This window comes from Idiomarina sp. 29L, assembly GCF_004123135.1.
In the GTDB taxonomy this organism is placed as follows: domain Bacteria; phylum Pseudomonadota; class Gammaproteobacteria; order Enterobacterales; family Alteromonadaceae; genus Idiomarina.
On the sequence record NZ_SDJS01000002.1, the window covers coordinates 621798 to 639026 of the forward strand.

21 protein-coding genes are annotated in these 17229 nt (G+C 48.9%); 1 reads left to right on the forward strand and 20 read right to left on the reverse strand.

Translation table 11 applies throughout. The features are described from left to right. Nucleotides 1-27 precede the first annotated feature (27 nt). From EST55_RS06635 to EST55_RS06730, 20 genes are read right to left on the reverse strand one after another with little or no spacing between them, the layout of a single operon-like run. A complete protein-coding gene (locus tag EST55_RS06635) occupies nt 28-465 on the reverse strand; it encodes an excinuclease ABC subunit A (RefSeq protein WP_100691042.1) in 438 nt (145 codons plus the stop codon). 10 nt (nt 466-475) lie between these two features. After that, nucleotides 476-1717, reverse strand: coding sequence for a beta-ketoacyl-ACP synthase (locus tag EST55_RS06640; protein WP_129496902.1), 1242 nt, complete (start codon nt 1715-1717; stop codon nt 476-478). Further along, on the reverse strand, nt 1717-2481 hold the full coding sequence (fabG, locus tag EST55_RS06645) for a 3-oxoacyl-ACP reductase FabG (protein WP_240665265.1): 765 nt from the start codon (nt 2479-2481) through the stop codon (nt 1717-1719). Before fabG ends, EST55_RS06640 begins: the two co-directional genes overlap by 1 nt. Further along, nucleotides 2471-2929, reverse strand: coding sequence for a hotdog family protein (locus EST55_RS06650; protein ID WP_129496903.1), 459 nt, complete (start codon nt 2927-2929; stop codon nt 2471-2473). Before EST55_RS06650 ends, fabG begins: the two co-directional genes overlap by 11 nt. Beyond that, nucleotides 2926-4077: a beta-ketoacyl-ACP synthase gene (locus EST55_RS06655; protein ID WP_240665266.1), complete on the reverse strand. Its 1152-nt coding sequence runs from the start codon at nt 4075-4077 to the stop codon at nt 2926-2928. Before EST55_RS06655 ends, EST55_RS06650 begins: the two co-directional genes overlap by 4 nt. A gap of 34 nt (nt 4078-4111) precedes the next feature. Beyond that, entirely contained in the window at nt 4112-4699 is a 588-nt protein-coding gene (locus EST55_RS06660) for a DUF3261 domain-containing protein (RefSeq protein ID WP_240665267.1), read from the reverse strand. Further along, on the reverse strand, nt 4696-5931 hold the full coding sequence (locus EST55_RS06665; RefSeq protein WP_129496905.1) for an NAD(P)/FAD-dependent oxidoreductase: 1236 nt from the start codon (nt 5929-5931) through the stop codon (nt 4696-4698). The genes EST55_RS06660 and EST55_RS06665 overlap by 4 nt, the downstream gene beginning before the upstream one ends. Beyond that, on the reverse strand, nt 5928-8162 hold the full coding sequence (locus tag EST55_RS06670; RefSeq protein WP_129496906.1) for an RND transporter: 2235 nt from the start codon (nt 8160-8162) through the stop codon (nt 5928-5930). Before EST55_RS06670 ends, EST55_RS06665 begins: the two co-directional genes overlap by 4 nt. Continuing rightward, on the reverse strand, nt 8159-8695 hold the full coding sequence (locus tag EST55_RS06675; RefSeq protein WP_100691049.1) for an outer membrane lipoprotein carrier protein LolA: 537 nt from the start codon (nt 8693-8695) through the stop codon (nt 8159-8161). The genes EST55_RS06670 and EST55_RS06675 overlap by 4 nt, the downstream gene beginning before the upstream one ends. Then, the gene (locus EST55_RS06680; protein ID WP_100691050.1) at nt 8692-9102 is read right to left on the reverse strand and encodes a thioesterase family protein; all 411 of its coding nucleotides are present in this window, start codon (nt 9100-9102) and stop codon (nt 8692-8694) included. The genes EST55_RS06675 and EST55_RS06680 overlap by 4 nt, the downstream gene beginning before the upstream one ends. After that, complete coding sequence (locus tag EST55_RS06685; RefSeq protein WP_129496907.1) at nt 9099-10646, reverse strand: aromatic amino acid ammonia-lyase; 1548 nt, start codon at nt 10644-10646, stop codon at nt 9099-9101. Before EST55_RS06685 ends, EST55_RS06680 begins: the two co-directional genes overlap by 4 nt. 1 nt (nt 10647) lies before the next feature. Beyond that, nucleotides 10648-11592, reverse strand: coding sequence for an acetyltransferase (locus EST55_RS06690; protein WP_129496908.1), 945 nt, complete (start codon nt 11590-11592; stop codon nt 10648-10650). A gap of 3 nt (nt 11593-11595) precedes the next feature. Beyond that, the gene (locus EST55_RS06695) at nt 11596-12342 is read right to left on the reverse strand and encodes a glycosyltransferase family 2 protein (RefSeq protein WP_129496909.1); all 747 of its coding nucleotides are present in this window, start codon (nt 12340-12342) and stop codon (nt 11596-11598) included. Nucleotides 12343-12351: 9 nt separating this feature from the next. Next, complete coding sequence (locus tag EST55_RS06700; RefSeq protein ID WP_100691054.1) at nt 12352-12705, reverse strand: hydroxymyristoyl-ACP dehydratase; 354 nt, start codon at nt 12703-12705, stop codon at nt 12352-12354. Nucleotide 12706: 1 nt separating this feature from the next. Further along, entirely contained in the window at nt 12707-14008 is a 1302-nt protein-coding gene (locus EST55_RS06705) for an AMP-binding protein (protein ID WP_240665268.1), read from the reverse strand. 40 nt (nt 14009-14048) lie between these two features. Next, nucleotides 14049-14597, reverse strand: a complete 549-nt coding sequence (locus tag EST55_RS06710) for a hypothetical protein (protein WP_129496911.1) — start codon at nt 14595-14597, stop codon at nt 14049-14051. Next, on the reverse strand, nt 14597-14848 hold the full coding sequence (locus EST55_RS06715; RefSeq protein WP_100691057.1) for an acyl carrier protein: 252 nt from the start codon (nt 14846-14848) through the stop codon (nt 14597-14599). Before EST55_RS06715 ends, EST55_RS06710 begins: the two co-directional genes overlap by 1 nt. 14 nt (nt 14849-14862) lie before the next feature. Next, nucleotides 14863-15132, reverse strand: a complete 270-nt coding sequence (locus EST55_RS06720; RefSeq protein ID WP_129496912.1) for a phosphopantetheine-binding protein — start codon at nt 15130-15132, stop codon at nt 14863-14865. Beyond that, nucleotides 15074-15910: a lysophospholipid acyltransferase family protein gene (locus tag EST55_RS06725; RefSeq protein WP_129496913.1), complete on the reverse strand. Its 837-nt coding sequence runs from the start codon at nt 15908-15910 to the stop codon at nt 15074-15076. Before EST55_RS06725 ends, EST55_RS06720 begins: the two co-directional genes overlap by 59 nt. After that, complete coding sequence (locus tag EST55_RS06730) at nt 15900-16577, reverse strand: beta-ketoacyl synthase chain length factor (protein ID WP_100691060.1); 678 nt, start codon at nt 16575-16577, stop codon at nt 15900-15902. Before EST55_RS06730 ends, EST55_RS06725 begins: the two co-directional genes overlap by 11 nt. A 182-nt stretch (nt 16578-16759) precedes the next feature. Here EST55_RS06730 and EST55_RS06735 point away from each other — a divergent pair, with 182 nt between their 5' ends. Continuing rightward, nucleotides 16760-17185, forward strand: coding sequence for a hypothetical protein (locus EST55_RS06735; RefSeq protein ID WP_129496914.1), 426 nt, complete (start codon nt 16760-16762; stop codon nt 17183-17185). Nucleotides 17186-17229: the final 44 nt, after the last annotated feature.

Sequence of the window (17229 nt, forward strand, 5' to 3'; positions counted from 1 at the left end):
CTAGTAAGTATTTCATTGTTGTTATCCTTATTTGAACTTAACGACTTCACCTTTTAGCGCTACACCCGCCATTAGAAAGCCTGCGCCACATTGAAACTCTTCAGCACTCGCAAACTCATTATGGTTATAGTTCGACTTGATATTAATCACCGCGTCATAACCATTCTCACGAGCATTTTCCTGTAAAACTTTTAGTGCTGACAACAAAACCCACTCACAAGCTTCTCGGTCAGATTTACCAAAGGCATTGGTTTTACGACTTGTGCTAATCACACCCATCGATTGAGCCACTTCAGGATGCGACTGCCCTGCAAAGTAAAAAGGCACATCGTGTAGCGCCGCTTTTGCCTTGGCCGTCTCAACCGCTGGCTTAATTTCAAGAGTAACGACATCATCTCTCGCTTCAGCTGAGAATGACAGTAACGCAGAAACCGTAAGAGCACTAGCAACGAGTAAGTTTTTCATGAGTATTTCCTTATTTATTAGAGTTATTCCAACGTTTAAAAATCAGTGATGTATTAATACCACCAAAAGCAAAATTGTTTGTCATGACATAGTCAGTATCGAGCTCGCGTCCTTCACCTGTAATGTAATCCAGCTTTCCGCACTCGTCATCGACGTCATTTAAATTGATCGTCGGTGCGAACCACTTGTCCTTCATCATTTCTATGGATGCCCAGGCCTCGATAGTGCCGCACGCACCGAGGGTATGTCCTAAGTAACTCTTTAACGAGCTGATGGGCACGGCACGACTAAAAACAGACGCGGTCGCATTCGACTCAGCAACGTCGCCACGATCAGTTGCTGTTCCGTGCGCATTCACATACCCAATAGCATCAGGACTCAGTTGCGCTTGTTCCAGCGCTAGCTTCATAGCGACAGCCATTGTCTCAGCCGTCGGCTGAGTCACGTGAGCGCCGTCTGAGTTCGTACCAAAGCCGACTAACTCAGCGTAAATAGGGGCGCCTCGTTCAAGCGCATGGTCTAATTCTTCCAGTATGAAGGTACCCGCGCCTTCACCTATTACCAGACCATCGCGGTTTTTATCGAACGGTCGCGGCGTACTCTCTGGCTCATCATTACGCGTGCTGGTCGCGTACAAGGTATCAAAGACCACGCCCTCTGATGGACATAACGCTTCGGCACCACCGGCAATCATCACTTTCTGATGACCATAGCGAATGGCTTCATAAGCATAGCCAAGACCTTGCGACGCCGACGTACAGGCTGAGCTAGTGGTATGCACCCGACCTTTTACGCCATAAAAAACGCCCAAGTTCACCGCCGTAGTATGGCCCATGCTTTTTATGTAAGTCGTCGCATTCAAGCCCGTCATGTCACCTGTGGACAGCATGTTGCCAAAAATTTTCATCTGTTCGGTATCGCCCGTAGACGAGCCATAAGCGACGCCGCAACGGCCATCGGTAATGCATTCATCATTCAGTAGCCCGGCGTCTTCTAGCGCCATTTCTGTGGCGCGGGTAGCCATCAAACTGACGGTACTCATTGAGCGCACCGCTTTACGCGAATAATGCTTCGGCTTTTTAAAAGGCGGTTGAATAGGCGCAGCTAAGCGCGTATTTAAGCCTTCAAAACGCTCCCATTCCGGCATAGTGACGACCGCATTTTTACCCGCCTCTAACTGTTGACGAAAATCCTGCCAGTTATCACCAAAGGCAGTGACGCAGCCCATCCCTGTTACGACAACCCGTTTCATTACACTAACCCACCATTCACTGAGAAGACTTGGCGCGTGATATACGCCGCCGAAGGCTGGAACAAGTAACCGACTAAACCGGCAACTTCTTCTGGCTTGCCCGCTCGACGTAGCGGAATCATCGACATGATTTGTTTTTCGTGCTCAAGCTCTTCTGTCATATCCGTTTCAATGAGTCCTGGCGCCACACAGTTAACGGTGATTTTGCGCTTTGCCAGCTCCAATGCCAACGCTTTTGTCGCCGCAATAACACCGCCCTTCGAGGCACTGTAATTCACTTGCCCGCGGTTACCGGCAATCCCGGAAACTGATGCGATTGTCACAACGCGCCCGCCCTGACGCTTTTGAATCATTGGCATAATGAGCGGATGCAATACATTGTAAAAACCGCCTAAATTCGTTTCTAAAACGCTGTCCCAGTCATCTTCTGTTAACGAAGGGAAGGCACCGTCACGCGTAACCCCAGCGTTGCACACCGCACCATAATAGGCACCGTGTTGCTCAATATCGTTTTCAATAGTCTTTCTGGCGGCTGCTCGGTCACTAACATCAAAGACTAAAAGTGACGCTTGCTGCCCCAACGCTTCAATTTCAGCCACCACCTTCTCGGCAGATGCGCGATCAGAACGGCAATGCACCGCAACATCATAACCGTCCCCGGCAAGCTGCAATGCAATAGCGCGCCCAATCCCTTTACCAGAGCCTGTTACTAAAACGCGATGACTGTTATCGCTAGCTTCTTTTGTCGCCATCTTAGTCGCCATAATTTTCCTCTATAAATGCTTTTTCATCGGGCGGCTGATACACATTGAGCCTCGCGGTGGCTACGACAGCCTCTTGCTGAGAAATACTGCACTCAAACACACTCAAACCAGACTCTTCAACGTGAATTTCTTCAACGTCAACGTCATAGCTTTGCCCCAATTCGAAATGCTCCACGTCACAGATGTATTTCCGAGTCCCAAGTAAAAACCCTAACTTAATATCATCACCCTGGCTTTTGTGGCGGTTACCGGCAACGGCGGCAATGCTCTGCGCCATGAGCTCAATGCCGACATGGGCGGGTAGACCTTTTAAGGCGTCATTATAAAACAAGTTATCTTCAGTAACTGTCAGCCGACAACGTCCTTTTGTGTCATCCACCGATACCAATTCGTCGATGAGCTTCATTGGCGGTTGGTGCTTAATTAATTCATTGAGTGTATAGATCACAGTTCACCCTTACTAAATACAAGCGAAACATTATTTCCGCCAAACGCAAACGAGTTGCTTAAGCAATGTTTAACCGGTTTAGCAACCGATTCACCTTGATACAGATTGAGCGGCTGAATGTCAGAGTCAGTCTGCCTGTCCCAAGCATGCTTGGGTAACCCGGCTTGTTTTGACAGCGCCAACCAACACATCACGGCTTCTATCGCGCCAGCCGCTCCCAACGTGTGCCCGGTTAATGCCTTGGTGGAACTGGCCGGTATATGCTGCAGGCCTAGTTCGGTGACCGCATGCGCTTCCATCTTGTCATTAAGCGGCGTCGCGGTACCGTGCAGGTTGATATAGCTCAATTCACAGGCTTCGACGCCTGCTTCCGTCAGCGCGCCATGCATCGCGGCGACGGCGCCTCGCCCTTCCGGATGCGGTGCTGACATATGGTGCGCATCGGAGGTCGATTTCGCGCCAGTCAGACACACCTGTTCACTCTGCAAGTTGTCTTCGGCACGCGTCGCAATAAATAGTCCAGCAGCTTCACCAATCGTAATACCGTTACGATTGACGCTAAACGGATTACAGCGCTCCGAAGACATCGACTCCAGTGCTTTAAAACCATTCAGAGTCAGCTTGCATAAGGAGTCAACACCACCCACAACGACAGCGTCAGCAAACCCAGACGCCAGTAAAGAGCGTGCGCTCATAAAGGCTCTTGCGCTCGATGAGCAAGCTGTCGAGATACCGTAAGCGGGTCCCTCGATGCCCATGAGCGTAGCCAGACACTCCGCCGGCGCGACCATTTCCTGCATTTTGTAGTGAAAACTCTCAGGCAACTCACCCTGTTTTTCGTGGTGAGCCAGCGCCTCTTCTCCTGACGCAATACCAGATGTACTGGTACCTAACACCACGGCAACACGGTGTGCACCGACTTGATTGATCAACGTCTTAAGTGGTGTCTCAATTTGCTTTAAAGCGCCAAGCAGCAGTTGGTTGTTGCGGGTTTGCATAGCAACCGGAAGTTCACTCAACGCCGGCAATTTATCATCAGCAATTTTGCCGTGGTAATAGTCACTACCGTCGTTAAGCGTGTCATTCGCCAATGACAAACCGGTATTGTCTCCCGCAAGCGCGGCAGACCAAATGTCATCGCATGTCATTCCCGCAGCGCAGACCGCGCCTGGCTTACTGAGGCTAATTCTCATCGTTGTTTAACACTTCGTACTGTAGGGTATTGACGGTCAGCTCATAGTCCCGTTGGTTATTCTGTATTTTGCCGTTTGTATTCATTTGCACACCAGAAGACCAAATCAACTCGCCATTATCGGTTATCGTTCTGCGACTACTCGTTTGCTTTAATGTCAGCGAAGACAAGTGAGCGTTCACTGTTTCTAGCGGCCATAGAGAGAGTTGCATATCCGCCCAGACTTGCAGCGCAACTCTGGGTTCCTCAAGAAATTCCGAGCCTTTAAACCTATGTCCGGAGGCAGTGAGTTCAGACCGAAACAGCTCATTCCCCAGTGGCGACAATGCCACAAGTAACAAGCGTTCATTTTCTAGCAAAACAGAAACCACAAGCTCTCGATTTTTCGCCTGTTGCGCTTTTGGTGACCACCGAATGTCTTGCCATATCTGTACCGGCTCACCCGGCCACTGCCACTGTAAACTGTAATACCCTGTGCCCACCGGTACCTGCAAACGGTCTTTCCCCTCCAAAGTCGCACAACCCGCAACAGCTAAAAGCATTAAGGCTAGCGTTACGCATCGAAAAACACTGGTCACGCGCAAAGCTCCGCTAATACGTTTAAGCGGCGCTCGCTCTCTGCAACATAAGGATTTTTTGTATCCCAGGCATAGCCGGCTAAAATAGAACTGATCATTTCTTTCACTTGTTGCTGCTGTTCCGGATAAAAAATCACTTTCTGAAAACGCGTATCATACCATCCTTCCACAAAGGTTCTGAACGTCGAAATACCAACGCGTAACGGCTTGCTGAAGTCGTTTTCCCAGTCTTGCTTGTGTCCGTCCAGCTCTTTTAATACCAGTGGTACCGCCAGCGATGACGACTTCATTGCGATTGTTACGCCGGACGAAAACACCGGATCCAGAAACTCACCGGCGTTGCCCAACAGTGCGAAACGGTCGCCATAAAGACGGTTTACGTTAGCGGAATAGCCGGTAATACACTGCTCGGCTCGGATGACTTGGTGATTGCCCAGTACCTCAAGTAAATACGGCTCTTCCTTAACCATATTCCATAATTTATCAGCAGGCGTTTCGTACCGTGCAAATAACTTTTCTTCACCGACTACGCCAATACTCGCAGTGCCATCGGCGAAGGGAATCAGCCAGTACCAAATTTCGGGATTGGTCGGGTGGACCGTAATAAGTATTTGGTTACGGTCGAAGTTACCACCCGCCAAATCTGATTTCACGTGACAGAATGCCGCCTGCCGAACCGGAAAGTCTGACGGCGACTCCAGCGACAACAATCTCGGTAATACCCGACCAAAGCCGCTTGCATCCAGTACAAAACGCGTTTTTATCTCAACAGTTTCAGTGTCTGTCGCTGCTTCCAATACGACCTGCTCAGAAGACGAAAAGTCGATACCCGTTAATGTCACACCGTGCTCAACCTGAGCGCCTTTATCCTCTGCCCCCTGAATCAACAGCTGGTCAAATCGCTCTCTTTTCACCTGAAACGTCGTGCCGGGCCCCTCACTGAACTTTTGCCTAAAGTCGAAGTTGACGTGTTGCCCCTGATGATAAAAAGCCGCACCATTTTTAAACTGAAAGCCTGAGTCATCAGCATTGCTCGCCACCAGACTCTCTAATCCTGCCTGCTGTAAGTAAGTCATGCACTGCGGTAGCAGGCTTTCGCCGATGGAAAAACGAGGAAACTGCTGGCGTTCAATAACCAGCACTTTTTTTCCGGCGTCCGCCAGCATTGCTGCGGCGGTCGCACCCGATGGGCCCGCACCGACAATAGCAACATCATAAATTGGGTCCTTCATTGTGCTTCTTCCTTTTTACTCTCTTTGGTTGCTGCATCGGTTATCAACGGGCAAAACAGCACACTCACTAATACACCTATCATGACAACCTTGCCAAATGCAGCAATGGCCGGTGTTGAGCTAAACGTCAACGCACCAAAAGCAACAAGTGTGGTTAAAGCCGACAAGTAAATGGCCTGCAATGCATGCGCACGTTGCAGACGACCAGCGCAGAACACCCCGTAATCAATGCTCAGCACCAGCACAAACATGGCACCTATCCAGTGAAATAGGTTCAGGGGCTGGCTTAACTGAGCAATAAGCAACGCCGTCGACACCGACAATAAAATAACGCTGAACACCTGCCATGACGCTTTTGCCCGCACTTTAAATGGCGCTTTACGGTTCAGAAACAGCATCAATATGAAAAAGCTTAAAAGCAACAAAGCCCCTAACCAAAGCTGCATGGACTGCCGATATTCCCCCAACGCATTCGAGGCGTGCTCTATTGGGTTAAATGGTTCTGCCCAAGACTTATTCTCAAGGTTGGGTGCGTTATGCTCCTGCTTTAACCGCACCACACTTAACCACCCTTCATTGAATGGATAGAGGAACTGACTTTCCAATGGATGAACGTGTTCTGTAGGGTTCAGCGTTGGCGCCGATATACCCAACCACTGCAAGTACGCAGCGCCCTCATCAGACCGAAACAGTCGTTGCTCCTGCTTAATTAAATCCTTTTGCTGTGACGCCGGTTGGTAATAGTCCGTAATACCAATAGCATGAAAGCTATTAGCAACGTCCGTTGTACGCTCCAGTGCCTGCTGGCGAGTATCGCCAGACACTAAAATAACCTCTGGGCTGAAGTAAAATGCGGTATGTTCACGTAAATAATTTTCTTCTTCCAACAGCGCTTTTGGCGAGCTGGCAAGTAGGCGCACATTGTCATTAGACACATAAGCCGCAATCAACACGATAACGGTGACCACAGGCAATACGGTTAGCCAGCGTTTAGGCAGCCGTTGTCGTGCCTGGTGATACGCCTTCTCTGCTTTTGCGCAAAACCGCTGCCACTTAACTTGCGGCTGCTTCGGCTCTGGCAACCAAGGTAAAGTAATAGACACCAACAGAACCGCACTCAATAATGCCGTCGCCATAAATACGCCAAGCTGCTGTAACAAGGGCAAGGGTACCGCGAGCAATAAAACATAACCGGTAATGGTCGTTAAACCACCCAGCCAAAGTGCCGGCATGAGTGCCTTCCAGGCTTTTTCCCCGTGACTTCTCGCGATAAACCCATGAATGACGTAGTCAATGCAAAGTCCAATAAAGCTGGTTGCAAATACCAACATCAGCACGTGTGGCGACGTCGACCAAAATAGAGTGGCCAGTAGCCCAAATGCAGACGCAACAGCCAATAACACCAACGTATAAAGCAGTTGAAAAGCGGATCGAAATACCCAAATCAACACACTGAGCACCAGCAATAAAGACAGCCCACCAAACCAGGTCATTTCCTGTTTGGCTTGTTTTGCGCCCGCGTCGGCGTGAAATATCAAACCACTCCGATAGCTTGTTATGCCACTCTCAGCTTGCTTAACTGATGCGATAAGTCCGTTGAGCTGAGCAACCACTTCTTGTGTTTCATTAATACTGAGAGCATCGCCAGCTATCTGCAGAGGCACTAGCACTTGCACGATATCTCCCTGCGTGCGGCTGTACAATCCACGATAACTTTTATATCCGGGCATTAGATCGGGTAGGTGCTTAATATAATTTTGAGTAAGCAACAATGGATCGCGGGTGATTGGAACAAGAATCGGCTCAGGACTTTGCAGCAGGCTTTGCGCGTCTTTAATGAGTTCACTGTACTGTTTTTTATGCAAGCGACGGGTGTCGCTGACCGTCGCCAACAGGCCTGCGTGTTCTTTATAAAACGCTAAAAGCGTTTTAGTATCCGTAAGCTCCGCACGCTTTAATGTTGGCTGAGTGGTTAACAGTGAATCGACTTCATTCTCAACCTTGGTCAGCAAGTCACTGGTGCTATCTGTGCGCTGCTCAAACGCAATCAGGAGTTGCTGCGTGTTGGGTTGCTGGCTCTCAAGATAGGCACGCTGGGTTTCTGACACTTGATTGGGTAAGGCATCGGCCAGACTACTTTGCCAACTTGCTTTGGGTAGCTGGTGACTTAAGCCAGCCACCAATAGGCCCAAAAATATCAACAGTAAGACAACCCGGAATACCCGTATCACTGCGCCGCCTCAGCAAAATCGATTTCGGTTTTATTACCGTTGGCTTCATGCAGCTCGACACGTTCAACCCGGCCCTCACCACAACTCAAAATACGTTGCATGACGTTAACCAGCACCTCGGAGTTCGGCGTCATTTCTACGCAGTTTCCGTCCAGACTTAAGCTAAACTGCTGGCTCAGCACCGCTTGGTCCTGCTGAAGAATCGCCAACAACAACTCAGCAATGGTTTCACTGCCCGTTGCCGAGGTTTGCTCGGAGCCTTTAAAAATGCCCTGTTCCGTTATTTTTAACGTTTGCGTTTGTGGCTTTTGGGTCTGCCAAAGAATTTCATCTTCCTTAATGGTGATTTTGCCGGAACTCACCAGTGCTCGCGGCAAGCCTGCCAGATACTTTCGTTGCTCGAAGGTGACCGTCAGCGGTAACGGTTGAGCCTGCTTCGAAAGCATTGTCAGTGCCTGTTGCGACGTTTCCTGTGCGGCCCCAACCCATGCTGAGACAACCAAAGCCAACAATAAACTGAGCAAACGGATCATGAGCGCGTGACCCCCAGCTTTTCAAACACAATGTCCGGCGACTCGAACAGCATTTCTTTGGTGTTTTTACAGACAGCCACTTGCACACTGGTCGCCTTAGTCAGTAATTCACCGGTGTCAACACAGCGAATTTCGTAATTCATCTTCAGCCGGTGCTCCCACTCGGCGAGTGTTGCCGTCACGCGAATATCCTGACCGTAAGTCGCCGACGCAACATACTTCAGGCGTAAGTCGACTATCGGCCACAGGTGCCCGTTCGCTTCCATCGTCGGATAATCGTAGTCGAAAGTTCTCAGCAACTCGCTACGCGCCATTTCAATGTATTTAATGTAATGACCGTGCCAAACTACTTGCATAGCATCGACGTCAAAAAATGGCACGTTAATGGTTAAGCTGGCTTGTTTCATGCGGACTCCCCATACAAGTTCCATGGTTTGCTGCGAACTTTTTCCAGCCAGGATCTAAGCTCGTGCTCCAGCGGCCTATCTTCCACGAGTAATTCAAAGTCAGCAGCTAACGATTCTCGCATTGCCGCTAACTCGGGCCCGGTTTCACGCAATTTCCCTGCCATACGTTCACGTAAAACACTGCCCTGATAAGCCGCCAGCAAGGTCGCCACGGTCACTTGTTCCGTTAACTCCAGTACCCGTATACAGTCACGCGCAGCTATCGTACCCATACTAACTTTGTCCTGATTATGGCACTCAGTCGAGCGTGAGAATACGCTCGCCGGCATGGTCAACTTCAATGCTTCCGCCGCCCAGGCAGAACAACCAATTTGCACGGCCTTAAAGCCATGGTTAATTGCTTTTCTGTTGCCTTCTGCAGCCGACAAATTCGATGGCAGGTCATGATTCATTTTCGTATCAAGTAACAACGCCATTTGACGGTCGTGCAAATCGGCCAGGTTCGCTACCGCCGCTTTCATCGAATCCATGGCCATCGCAATATGGCCACCGTAAAAATGACCACCATGCAAAACATGCTCGCCAATGCCATCAATAATCGGATTATCGTTGGCGCTGTTCAGCTCGTTCTCAATGGTTTCTTTGAACCACGGCAGCGCGTCTTTCAACACACCAATAATGTGTGGCGCACAACGAATAGAGTAGCGGTCCTGTAGCCGGGATGAATTACGCGGATGCTCATGATGATTCAAGTCGTCACGTATCCACTTAGCGACTTGCTGCTGGCCTTTATGCGGCTTAACGGCAAACAGCAGTTCGTCAAAATGGTTCGAGTTACCATCTAACGCAATGCTGGCTAACGCCGTAATACGGCTGGACAGGCGGGTCAAATAGTCAGCCCGGTCCCAGGCCAAACACGCCAATGCTGTCATCACCGCCGTGCCGTTCATAATGGCCAGGCCCTCTTTAGGACGCAGCGTATGCAGTTCAACACCGAGCGCTTCAAAGGCTTCCGCGCTTGGCATAATCTCTCCTTTAAAGAGCACATCCCGCTCACCAATGAGAGCACCGGCAATATAAGACAGCGGTGTTAAGTCACCACTGGCGCCAACACTACCCTCTTTCGGAATAAGCGGCAGCATGTTCTCGTTCAGCATAAAGACCAGGCGTTCTAACAGCGGCCAGCTGACGCCCGAATACCCCTGAGTCAATGACGCAAGGCGCACGGCTAAAATAGCGCGGGTTTCCTGCTCGTTGAAATAGTCACCCAAGCCGCAACCGTGGAAGCGCGTTAAATGAATAGGCAACTCTGAAACTAGGTTGTCAGGCACAGAAACGGTACAGCTGTCACCATACCCCGTGGTCACACCATAAATAACGCCATCCTGTTCTAACAAGTCATCAAGGAAACGAACACCAGCGTCAATTCGGGCGGCAAAGTCCGGTGCTTTACTCAAGGTTGCTTTCACCTCGTTGTTAGCAAGCGCTACAACATCTTTTATGGTGACCGGCTGTTCGCCAAAACAAACGTTTGATGTCGTCATACTACTGACTGTCCTTATGCCAAAAATCAAAAAAATTAAACCACTGGTATGGGTAGTGAATAGCGAGCTGCTCTAATTGCCCGGCGTATTTCTTCAATACCGGTTGCAAGGCCTCTTGCCGATTTTTTCGCGGAAGCTTTAATTGCTCACAAGCGAAATTTAAATACAGATCGTAGTTGCCGTCTTCCGGGTTCTTCAAACAGAATAAAAAGTATACGGGGCATTCTAACACGCTCGCTAATATCCACGGTCCCAAAGCAAAGGGCGCTGATTCCCCTAAAAACTCATGGCTCACTGACTGCTGAGGTGCCGTTACCGACGTTCTGTCACCAACAATAACGACATACTCGCCGTTATCAATACGCTCCTTAAGCATAATGGCCAGCCCCATATCAATGTCAGTCACCTGAATCAGGTCAATATCCGCCTTCGGGTTAACGGCTTTTAATGCTTTGTTGAACGACTGAGCATGCTGGGTGAACACCAGCACATTCAGGCGTCGACTGTATTTTTTACCGGCCATTGCCCGAGCGACTTCTAAGTTGCCTAAATGACTTCCTACCAGTAGTCCGCCTTCCGGTCGCTTTTCCAGTTCAGAGAATTGCGTATCGCCACAGTTGCGGACGGTATATTTTGGGGACTTGCCGACCCAGGCATCAATCTTTTCCAGGGCATGCAAACCAAACTGCCAAAAATGATACCAGCTTTTCCGCCAACCGGGCGGCTGGGTAAATGGGCTCTCGCCCCCCGCAAATTCATGAACACGCCGCAAAAATTGCTGCGATGCCCGGCGCGACGCCTTTCCCGTTAGAAAGAAATAGGTAATGACAGGCGCCAACACCAAGCGCATCAGCCAATGTCCGCCATACTGATAAGCTCTCAGGACAAACAAAATGCCCCAATAGCTGCCTCGTTCATCAGTTTGCGCCCAATGCTTATCTGCCATGAGTTAACTCTTAAACCGCCGCGCCAATAACATTGGTACGCGGGGCAACATGCCAAAAAACAGCAGCGTATGCAGCCAGGATATTTTCACATTGTCTTTAAATGCCCGGAAATGTGACTGCCCCTGCTCGGGGTAAATAACCTTAGTGGGGATAAACAAAACGGGTACTCCCCGCCAATACAGCCTGACCATAATTTCGATGTCGAAGTCCATTCGCGTGCCAATGTTGACCTTATCCATAAGTTCAGTGGTAGCCGCTAACGGGTACACTCGGAATCCGCACATGGTGTCTTTGACTGACATAGAAAGCGTTTCAATATGCACCCAAAAATGCGTAATCTTTCGGCCAATTCGACGGGCGGTTGGCATGGAATCATCATACTGCGGGTGCCCGCTGATGAGAGCCTCTGGCCGCTGTTTGGCGAGCTCTAAAAATTGAGGAATATCAGCGCTGTCGTGCTGACCATCAGCGTCAATTTGGAGGGCGTGGGTATAGCCTTGCTCTGAGGCAACCCTGAACCCCGCTAAACAGGCACCACCTTTACCCGTGTTCTCAGGAAGCGTATGCAGCAACACCTCGGATGCAAAACGCTCAGTCAACTGAGACAGTACTTTTTTTGTCTCTTCGTTAGAGCCATCATCAACAATAATAATGGGCAGTGCATAACTCAGAAGCTGCTCCACCGTTGCTTCGATAGTACGGTGGTGGTTATAAATAGGAATAAGAAAACAAAATCTTGGATCAGGCATAGCGGTCACTTAAAACACCAAGCGGCCAGACGATAGCGCCTGGTCACCCTTCTTATAGCTAAACGTAATGCAGTCCTCACGCTTACGTTGTATCACCAAATCTACCTCCGCACCGGGTAAAATCATATCGTTGAACTTTAACACCTCGACGCGTTGAATACTGACCGGCGTAGACCAATACTGCGATGCCAGCTGTACCACCCAATCAAGCTGCGTTACACCTGGCAAAATAGGCGCCGACGGAAAATGTCCCTGTAAATAGATGCAGTCCTCACTTAACCGAAATTGACCGACTATTTCAGGCTTATCAGCATCGTTCGCTCGTTCATTCAGTGATAAAAATTCCGGTAGCTGCGTTTTCATTTCAGTCATTCCTTCCTGTGTCGCTTCCTGTATCGGTAAAGAGGTTTTGCAGTGCAGCCTGGGTTACTTTGCCCGTCTCGTTAATTGGAAACGCGGCAACATACCGAAACCGTTTGGGGACGACAACTTTTTCAAACCGTTGTTGTAGATGGTGTCTTAATGCCTGTCGAACGGAAAAGCGACCTTCACTATCGAGTGCCTCTTTGCCTGCATCGCTTAGTACTATAACCAAGCCAATTTCATGTCGTTTACCTTCAAGCAAACAGGCTTTCACCTGGCTTACCCAGTCATGCTGAACCGCAAAAACTTCAACTTCATTTAATGACACTCGTTTCTCAGCCACTTTCACGACGGTGTCTTTTCTGCCCAGTAACTGGAAATGCCCGTTCGGCTCAAGTTTAACCCTATCCTCGGAAATAAACTCATCCTCAGGGAACCTTAAATGGGGCGACTTCACAGCTAATACGCCAGCTTCCGTTACTCTGACTTTCACCCCTAACAGCGGCCTAAAGGTGTCTCCTTTGTCATCGCGCTGACGCCAGCCGATCCCCCCGGTTTCTGTACTGCCATAGACTTCAATAGGCACCGTTAAATCGTGTTTCTTAAAGTCGACAGGCACCTGATTTGGTAACGGACCACCTGACGAAAACACGGCGGTTAGCTTTTCTTTATGTGCGCTAAGTTCATCCAGGTTATCCAGTCGCTGCAAATGCGCAGGGCTGCCGACTAACACATGACGCTGATCGTTATCCGCTAGCACCTCGGCAAGCTGTTCTGGGTATTCAACGAGCTGCGTATTAACGACCCGACCACTCGCCAACGGCCAAAGCACGGTAAACAGCAAGCCATAAATATGTTGATGGGTGACGGTTGAAACTATGCGGCTACCCGCTATCAACTCGCCAAAAGTCGCTTCCAACGTCTCAACTTCATTGAACAGCTGGCGAACTGTTTTAATAACAGGCTTAGGCTTACCGCTACTGCCTGAGGTGAAAAACGTCAATTGACTGTTTAACGTGCCATTAAGCGCCAGCGTTTCCGGGGACTCATCAAAGCCCGGCAAAGATGATGGTGGCAACACATCATAACTCTCGTTCAGTTCAGCTAATGTGGCAGGTTTGTCGTTGGAAGGCAGCACAATATCGCGACCCAGGCTTAACAACGCAAAAAGCCAAACACTGAACTCATATAAGTCTCGGCGGTACAAAAGTACTCTGCCGGCATGACTCTCAAGCCACTTTACTGCGCCATACACTTCCGCAAGCCATTGTTCAGCGTCCACTTCACCCTGCGACGTTTGCATACAAGCTGTCGTCGGCGCCCGAAAGGACAGTTTCCAGCGGTCAGTGTCTGTCTTTAACAACACGACGCACACTCCATTCAATAGCAAACAATAAGCCCATCAGCACGTAGGCGATAAACCCGTTATAAAGGCTCCAGATATCCATATCGCCATAGAGTACAGTGGCAAGCGAAACCGCACCATTTATGAGGAAAAAACCTATCCATACCACGGTCACCTTTTCAGTATAAGCAACGGCTTTTTCCGATAGTTCCCCCTCCATTAAGCGAGCCAGACGTGTGATAACGGCGGGTTTAAACCACAAAGACAGCGAGAACACAGTCAACATTGCGACATTCATCCAAACAGGATAGAGCAAAACGCTGGTCAACTGATCGGTCAGCAAAAAGGTGATAGTAACAACAATAAGAACCGCTACTGAGAGCCAGCTTTTGGGAGCCTTTACTCCCTGCACAACCACTTGTAACAGCAGTACCGCGAGGAGTAAAAACAGCAGGCCGTCAGTCAATCCTTGCTGCGCTAACCACCAGACTAATAGTGGGTAGGCAATCAGCATTAAACTGATTAAAGCGCGCAGCAAGGGTTTCATTATTCGCCGTGAACAAGCTTATAAACTTCGTTAACAACATCTTCAACCGTGCGCACGGCTTTGAAGGCATCCGGGCTAATTTTCTTACCCGTTATTTCGCGTAGCTTAACGACCAGATCCACTGCATCGATCGAGTCCAGGTCTAAATCTTCGTATAAGTTGGCGTCTAATGAAATGTCATCCGACTCTATCTCGAAATCCTCTTCAAGAATTTGGCTGAGCCTGGCGTATACTTCGTCTTTCGTTTTCATCTTTCCCTCGTTAATCAACCACGGTTTTCTGCAACAAAGTCAGCCAGCGTATCCACGCTGTAGAAGTGCCTTTTCGTTTCCGCAGAATTCGCATCCAGCTTCACATCGAACTTTTTCTTAATGGCTAGCCCCAACTCTAATGCATCTATCGAGTCGAGGTTTAAGCCGTCATCGTCGTCGCCAAATAGCGCTGCCGAGTCGTTAATATCGGATACTTCTACGTCTTCAAGATCCAGCGACTCGATAATCAAGTGCTTGATCTCTGTCTTCAGACTGTCTGTCATCTTCTAACACCTTTTCATAGTAATTCTGCAAGTCACGCGTTAAGTGGCGCGCGGCAATACTCAGTTTTTCTTCATTGCGATAAGATTGGGTATCGATTTCTTTCAAGTAATGAACAGAAAGTGTCGGCTTGTCTTTCGGTGCCTGATACCACATCTCATCTTTAATGAGTGTCACGGGCGAGCAGTCAACCCAAAGCGCGGTGACTTTCGCTTTTGTTCGCAAGGCTAAATGCGCTGCCCCACGCTGAAAACGTATTCCAGAGCCTGGCGTTGTGCGTGTGCCTTCCGGGAAAATGATCAGGTTACAACCCTGCTCAAGAGACTCCTGACAGTCATTCACCAGCTCATCCGGATCTTCATTACTTAAATAACCGGTCGATTTAATAACCCCTTTCATAAAGGGATTCTTCCACAAATGTGACTTCACTACGCAGTCAGGGTTTGGCACAAAGGAAATGAGCGCCACCACGTCAATAAGACAAGGGTGGTTCGCAATAATCACCTGCCCTTTCACCTGTTTAAGTTGCTCTGCCGCTTTGAAATCGAAGTTGAACACGCCCGTCCATTTCATGACACCAATAAACCAGCGAAACGTGAGCTGAACCAAGCGTCTTGCTCGCGCTTGACGCAATTCTTCGTTGCCTCCCGACACCAGCTTTAGCGCAGGCAATGCCGTGACCGATAAAATCACGCCACCAATACCAAAAATGGCAAAACACAGCCCTGTCGCTAAACGACGCCAGGTTCGGTTAATAAACTTCCAGAGTCTAATCAACATGCCAACTCCACGCTTTGCTGCCATAGTTGACGACTAAACTTTGCTGGCCTTGCTCCAGACAATGTTGAAGCTTTTCGACGACCTCGTAAGCGTCATCGTTTTTAGCCGATTCTCCGGATTGATCCAAAATCACTTCGCGACCGTTATTCCTATCGAGTAAAACCGCCTGAGCGAATGCATGAATCGGCGAATTTTGCTGCTTTTTATATACTTCAGGCGGCGTTTCATCAGCCACTACCAGCAAGACTTGGTCAAACTCATTCGATACTTGTGCAATGGCTTCCAGCCATCCTAACGGATAAGTCTCTTCGCCACCGGACACCGTGGTCATAGCCTGCTGGTTACCAACCGCCATACTGTACTGACCCAATACCGCATTATTTACCGACAACCCGAATTGAGTCGGTGATAACACCTCACCCTGAACCAATGTTCTTAACAGCTTTTCGGTACGGTGCAAGTCGCCATGACGTGTGGCCAAAACGACAGGAATGTTATGTATACCTTCTTCCCTTTCTGCAAGCTCTATTATGGCTGTTACAATTAATTTGGAATACGAGCTCAAACGACGTCGCATTGACGCCGGGACACGCTTTAAACGGTCACGACATTCACTGGTAACTAAGGTACTATCAGCGACGAAGACCCTCGCTTGAGAAACTCTCATAATGTATTTGTTCAGGTACTCAAAAAAGATGCGGAATAGTACAGAATTTAGCGTCAACTTTCAAAAATATAACATTGTGTATGGTTATCGGATATAGGCTACTCCCTTGCGGCTTAAGCCGCAAAGAAACGTCCTCAGAGGCAAGAAAACTATTAAAACAATTAGTTGCGCAAGAAGCTGGCGTGACCGAAACTGATATTTCCGTTAAAAAGGATGACAATGGTGCACCTCAATTGTCCATTGCCGATACTAACGCCTATTGTTCTATTAGCCATAAAAACAACTGTGTCGTTGCCGGATACTCCGCCGCGTACCCCATAGGCGTTGATGTCGAGAACTTAGAATCAAATAAAGATTACCGTCGTATACGAGAGCATTATGCGCACGCTTTTTTGAAGGGAGTAACGACAAAAGAAGCGTTCTTTTACCGCTGGACGCTTGCGGAAGCCTACGCAAAAGCGTCGGGACAGCCGTTACTAGAGATTTTAGCGCAACCGTTCGAGCCTACCGATAACCTACATTACATAACGATAAGCAACTTTTTAGTTTGCACGTACGTAGAAGCTAACAGGGATAAATTTCAACGACCTAAAATCATTCGGTTGTAGAGTGGTCGTTATTTTTCTTTACTCTACACTTAAATAAAACACAA

Coding starts and splice junctions, on each gene's coding strand:
- EST55_RS06635 (WP_100691042.1), bottom strand. CDS start 465: ATGAAAAACTTACTCGTTGCTAGTGCTCTTACGGTTTCTGCGTTACTG.
- EST55_RS06640 (WP_129496902.1), bottom strand. CDS start 1,717: ATGAAACGGGTTGTCGTAACAGGGATGGGCTGCGTCACTGCCTTTGGT.
- fabG (WP_240665265.1), bottom strand. CDS start 2,481: ATGGCGACTAAGATGGCGACAAAAGAAGCTAGCGATAACAGTCATCGC.
- EST55_RS06655 (WP_240665266.1), bottom strand. CDS start 4,077: ATGACATGCGATGACATTTGGTCTGCCGCGCTTGCGGGAGACAATACC.
- EST55_RS06665 (WP_129496905.1), bottom strand. CDS start 5,931: ATGAAGGACCCAATTTATGATGTTGCTATTGTCGGTGCGGGCCCATCG.
- EST55_RS06675 (WP_100691049.1), bottom strand. CDS start 8,695: ATGATCCGTTTGCTCAGTTTATTGTTGGCTTTGGTTGTCTCAGCATGG.
- EST55_RS06680 (WP_100691050.1), bottom strand. CDS start 9,102: ATGAAACAAGCCAGCTTAACCATTAACGTGCCATTTTTTGACGTCGAT.
- EST55_RS06685 (WP_129496907.1), bottom strand. CDS start 10,646: ATGACGACATCAAACGTTTGTTTTGGCGAACAGCCGGTCACCATAAAA.
- EST55_RS06690 (WP_129496908.1), bottom strand. CDS start 11,592: ATGGCAGATAAGCATTGGGCGCAAACTGATGAACGAGGCAGCTATTGG.
- EST55_RS06695 (WP_129496909.1), bottom strand. CDS start 12,342: ATGCCTGATCCAAGATTTTGTTTTCTTATTCCTATTTATAACCACCAC.
- EST55_RS06700 (WP_100691054.1), bottom strand. CDS start 12,705: ATGAAAACGCAGCTACCGGAATTTTTATCACTGAATGAACGAGCGAAC.
- EST55_RS06705 (WP_240665268.1), bottom strand. CDS start 14,008: ATGCAAACGTCGCAGGGTGAAGTGGACGCTGAACAATGGCTTGCGGAA.
- EST55_RS06710 (WP_129496911.1), bottom strand. CDS start 14,597: ATGAAACCCTTGCTGCGCGCTTTAATCAGTTTAATGCTGATTGCCTAC.
- EST55_RS06715 (WP_100691057.1), bottom strand. CDS start 14,848: ATGAAAACGAAAGACGAAGTATACGCCAGGCTCAGCCAAATTCTTGAA.
- EST55_RS06720 (WP_129496912.1), bottom strand. CDS start 15,132: ATGACAGACAGTCTGAAGACAGAGATCAAGCACTTGATTATCGAGTCG.
- EST55_RS06725 (WP_129496913.1), bottom strand. CDS start 15,910: ATGTTGATTAGACTCTGGAAGTTTATTAACCGAACCTGGCGTCGTTTA.
- EST55_RS06730 (WP_100691060.1), bottom strand. CDS start 16,577: ATGAGAGTTTCTCAAGCGAGGGTCTTCGTCGCTGATAGTACCTTAGTT.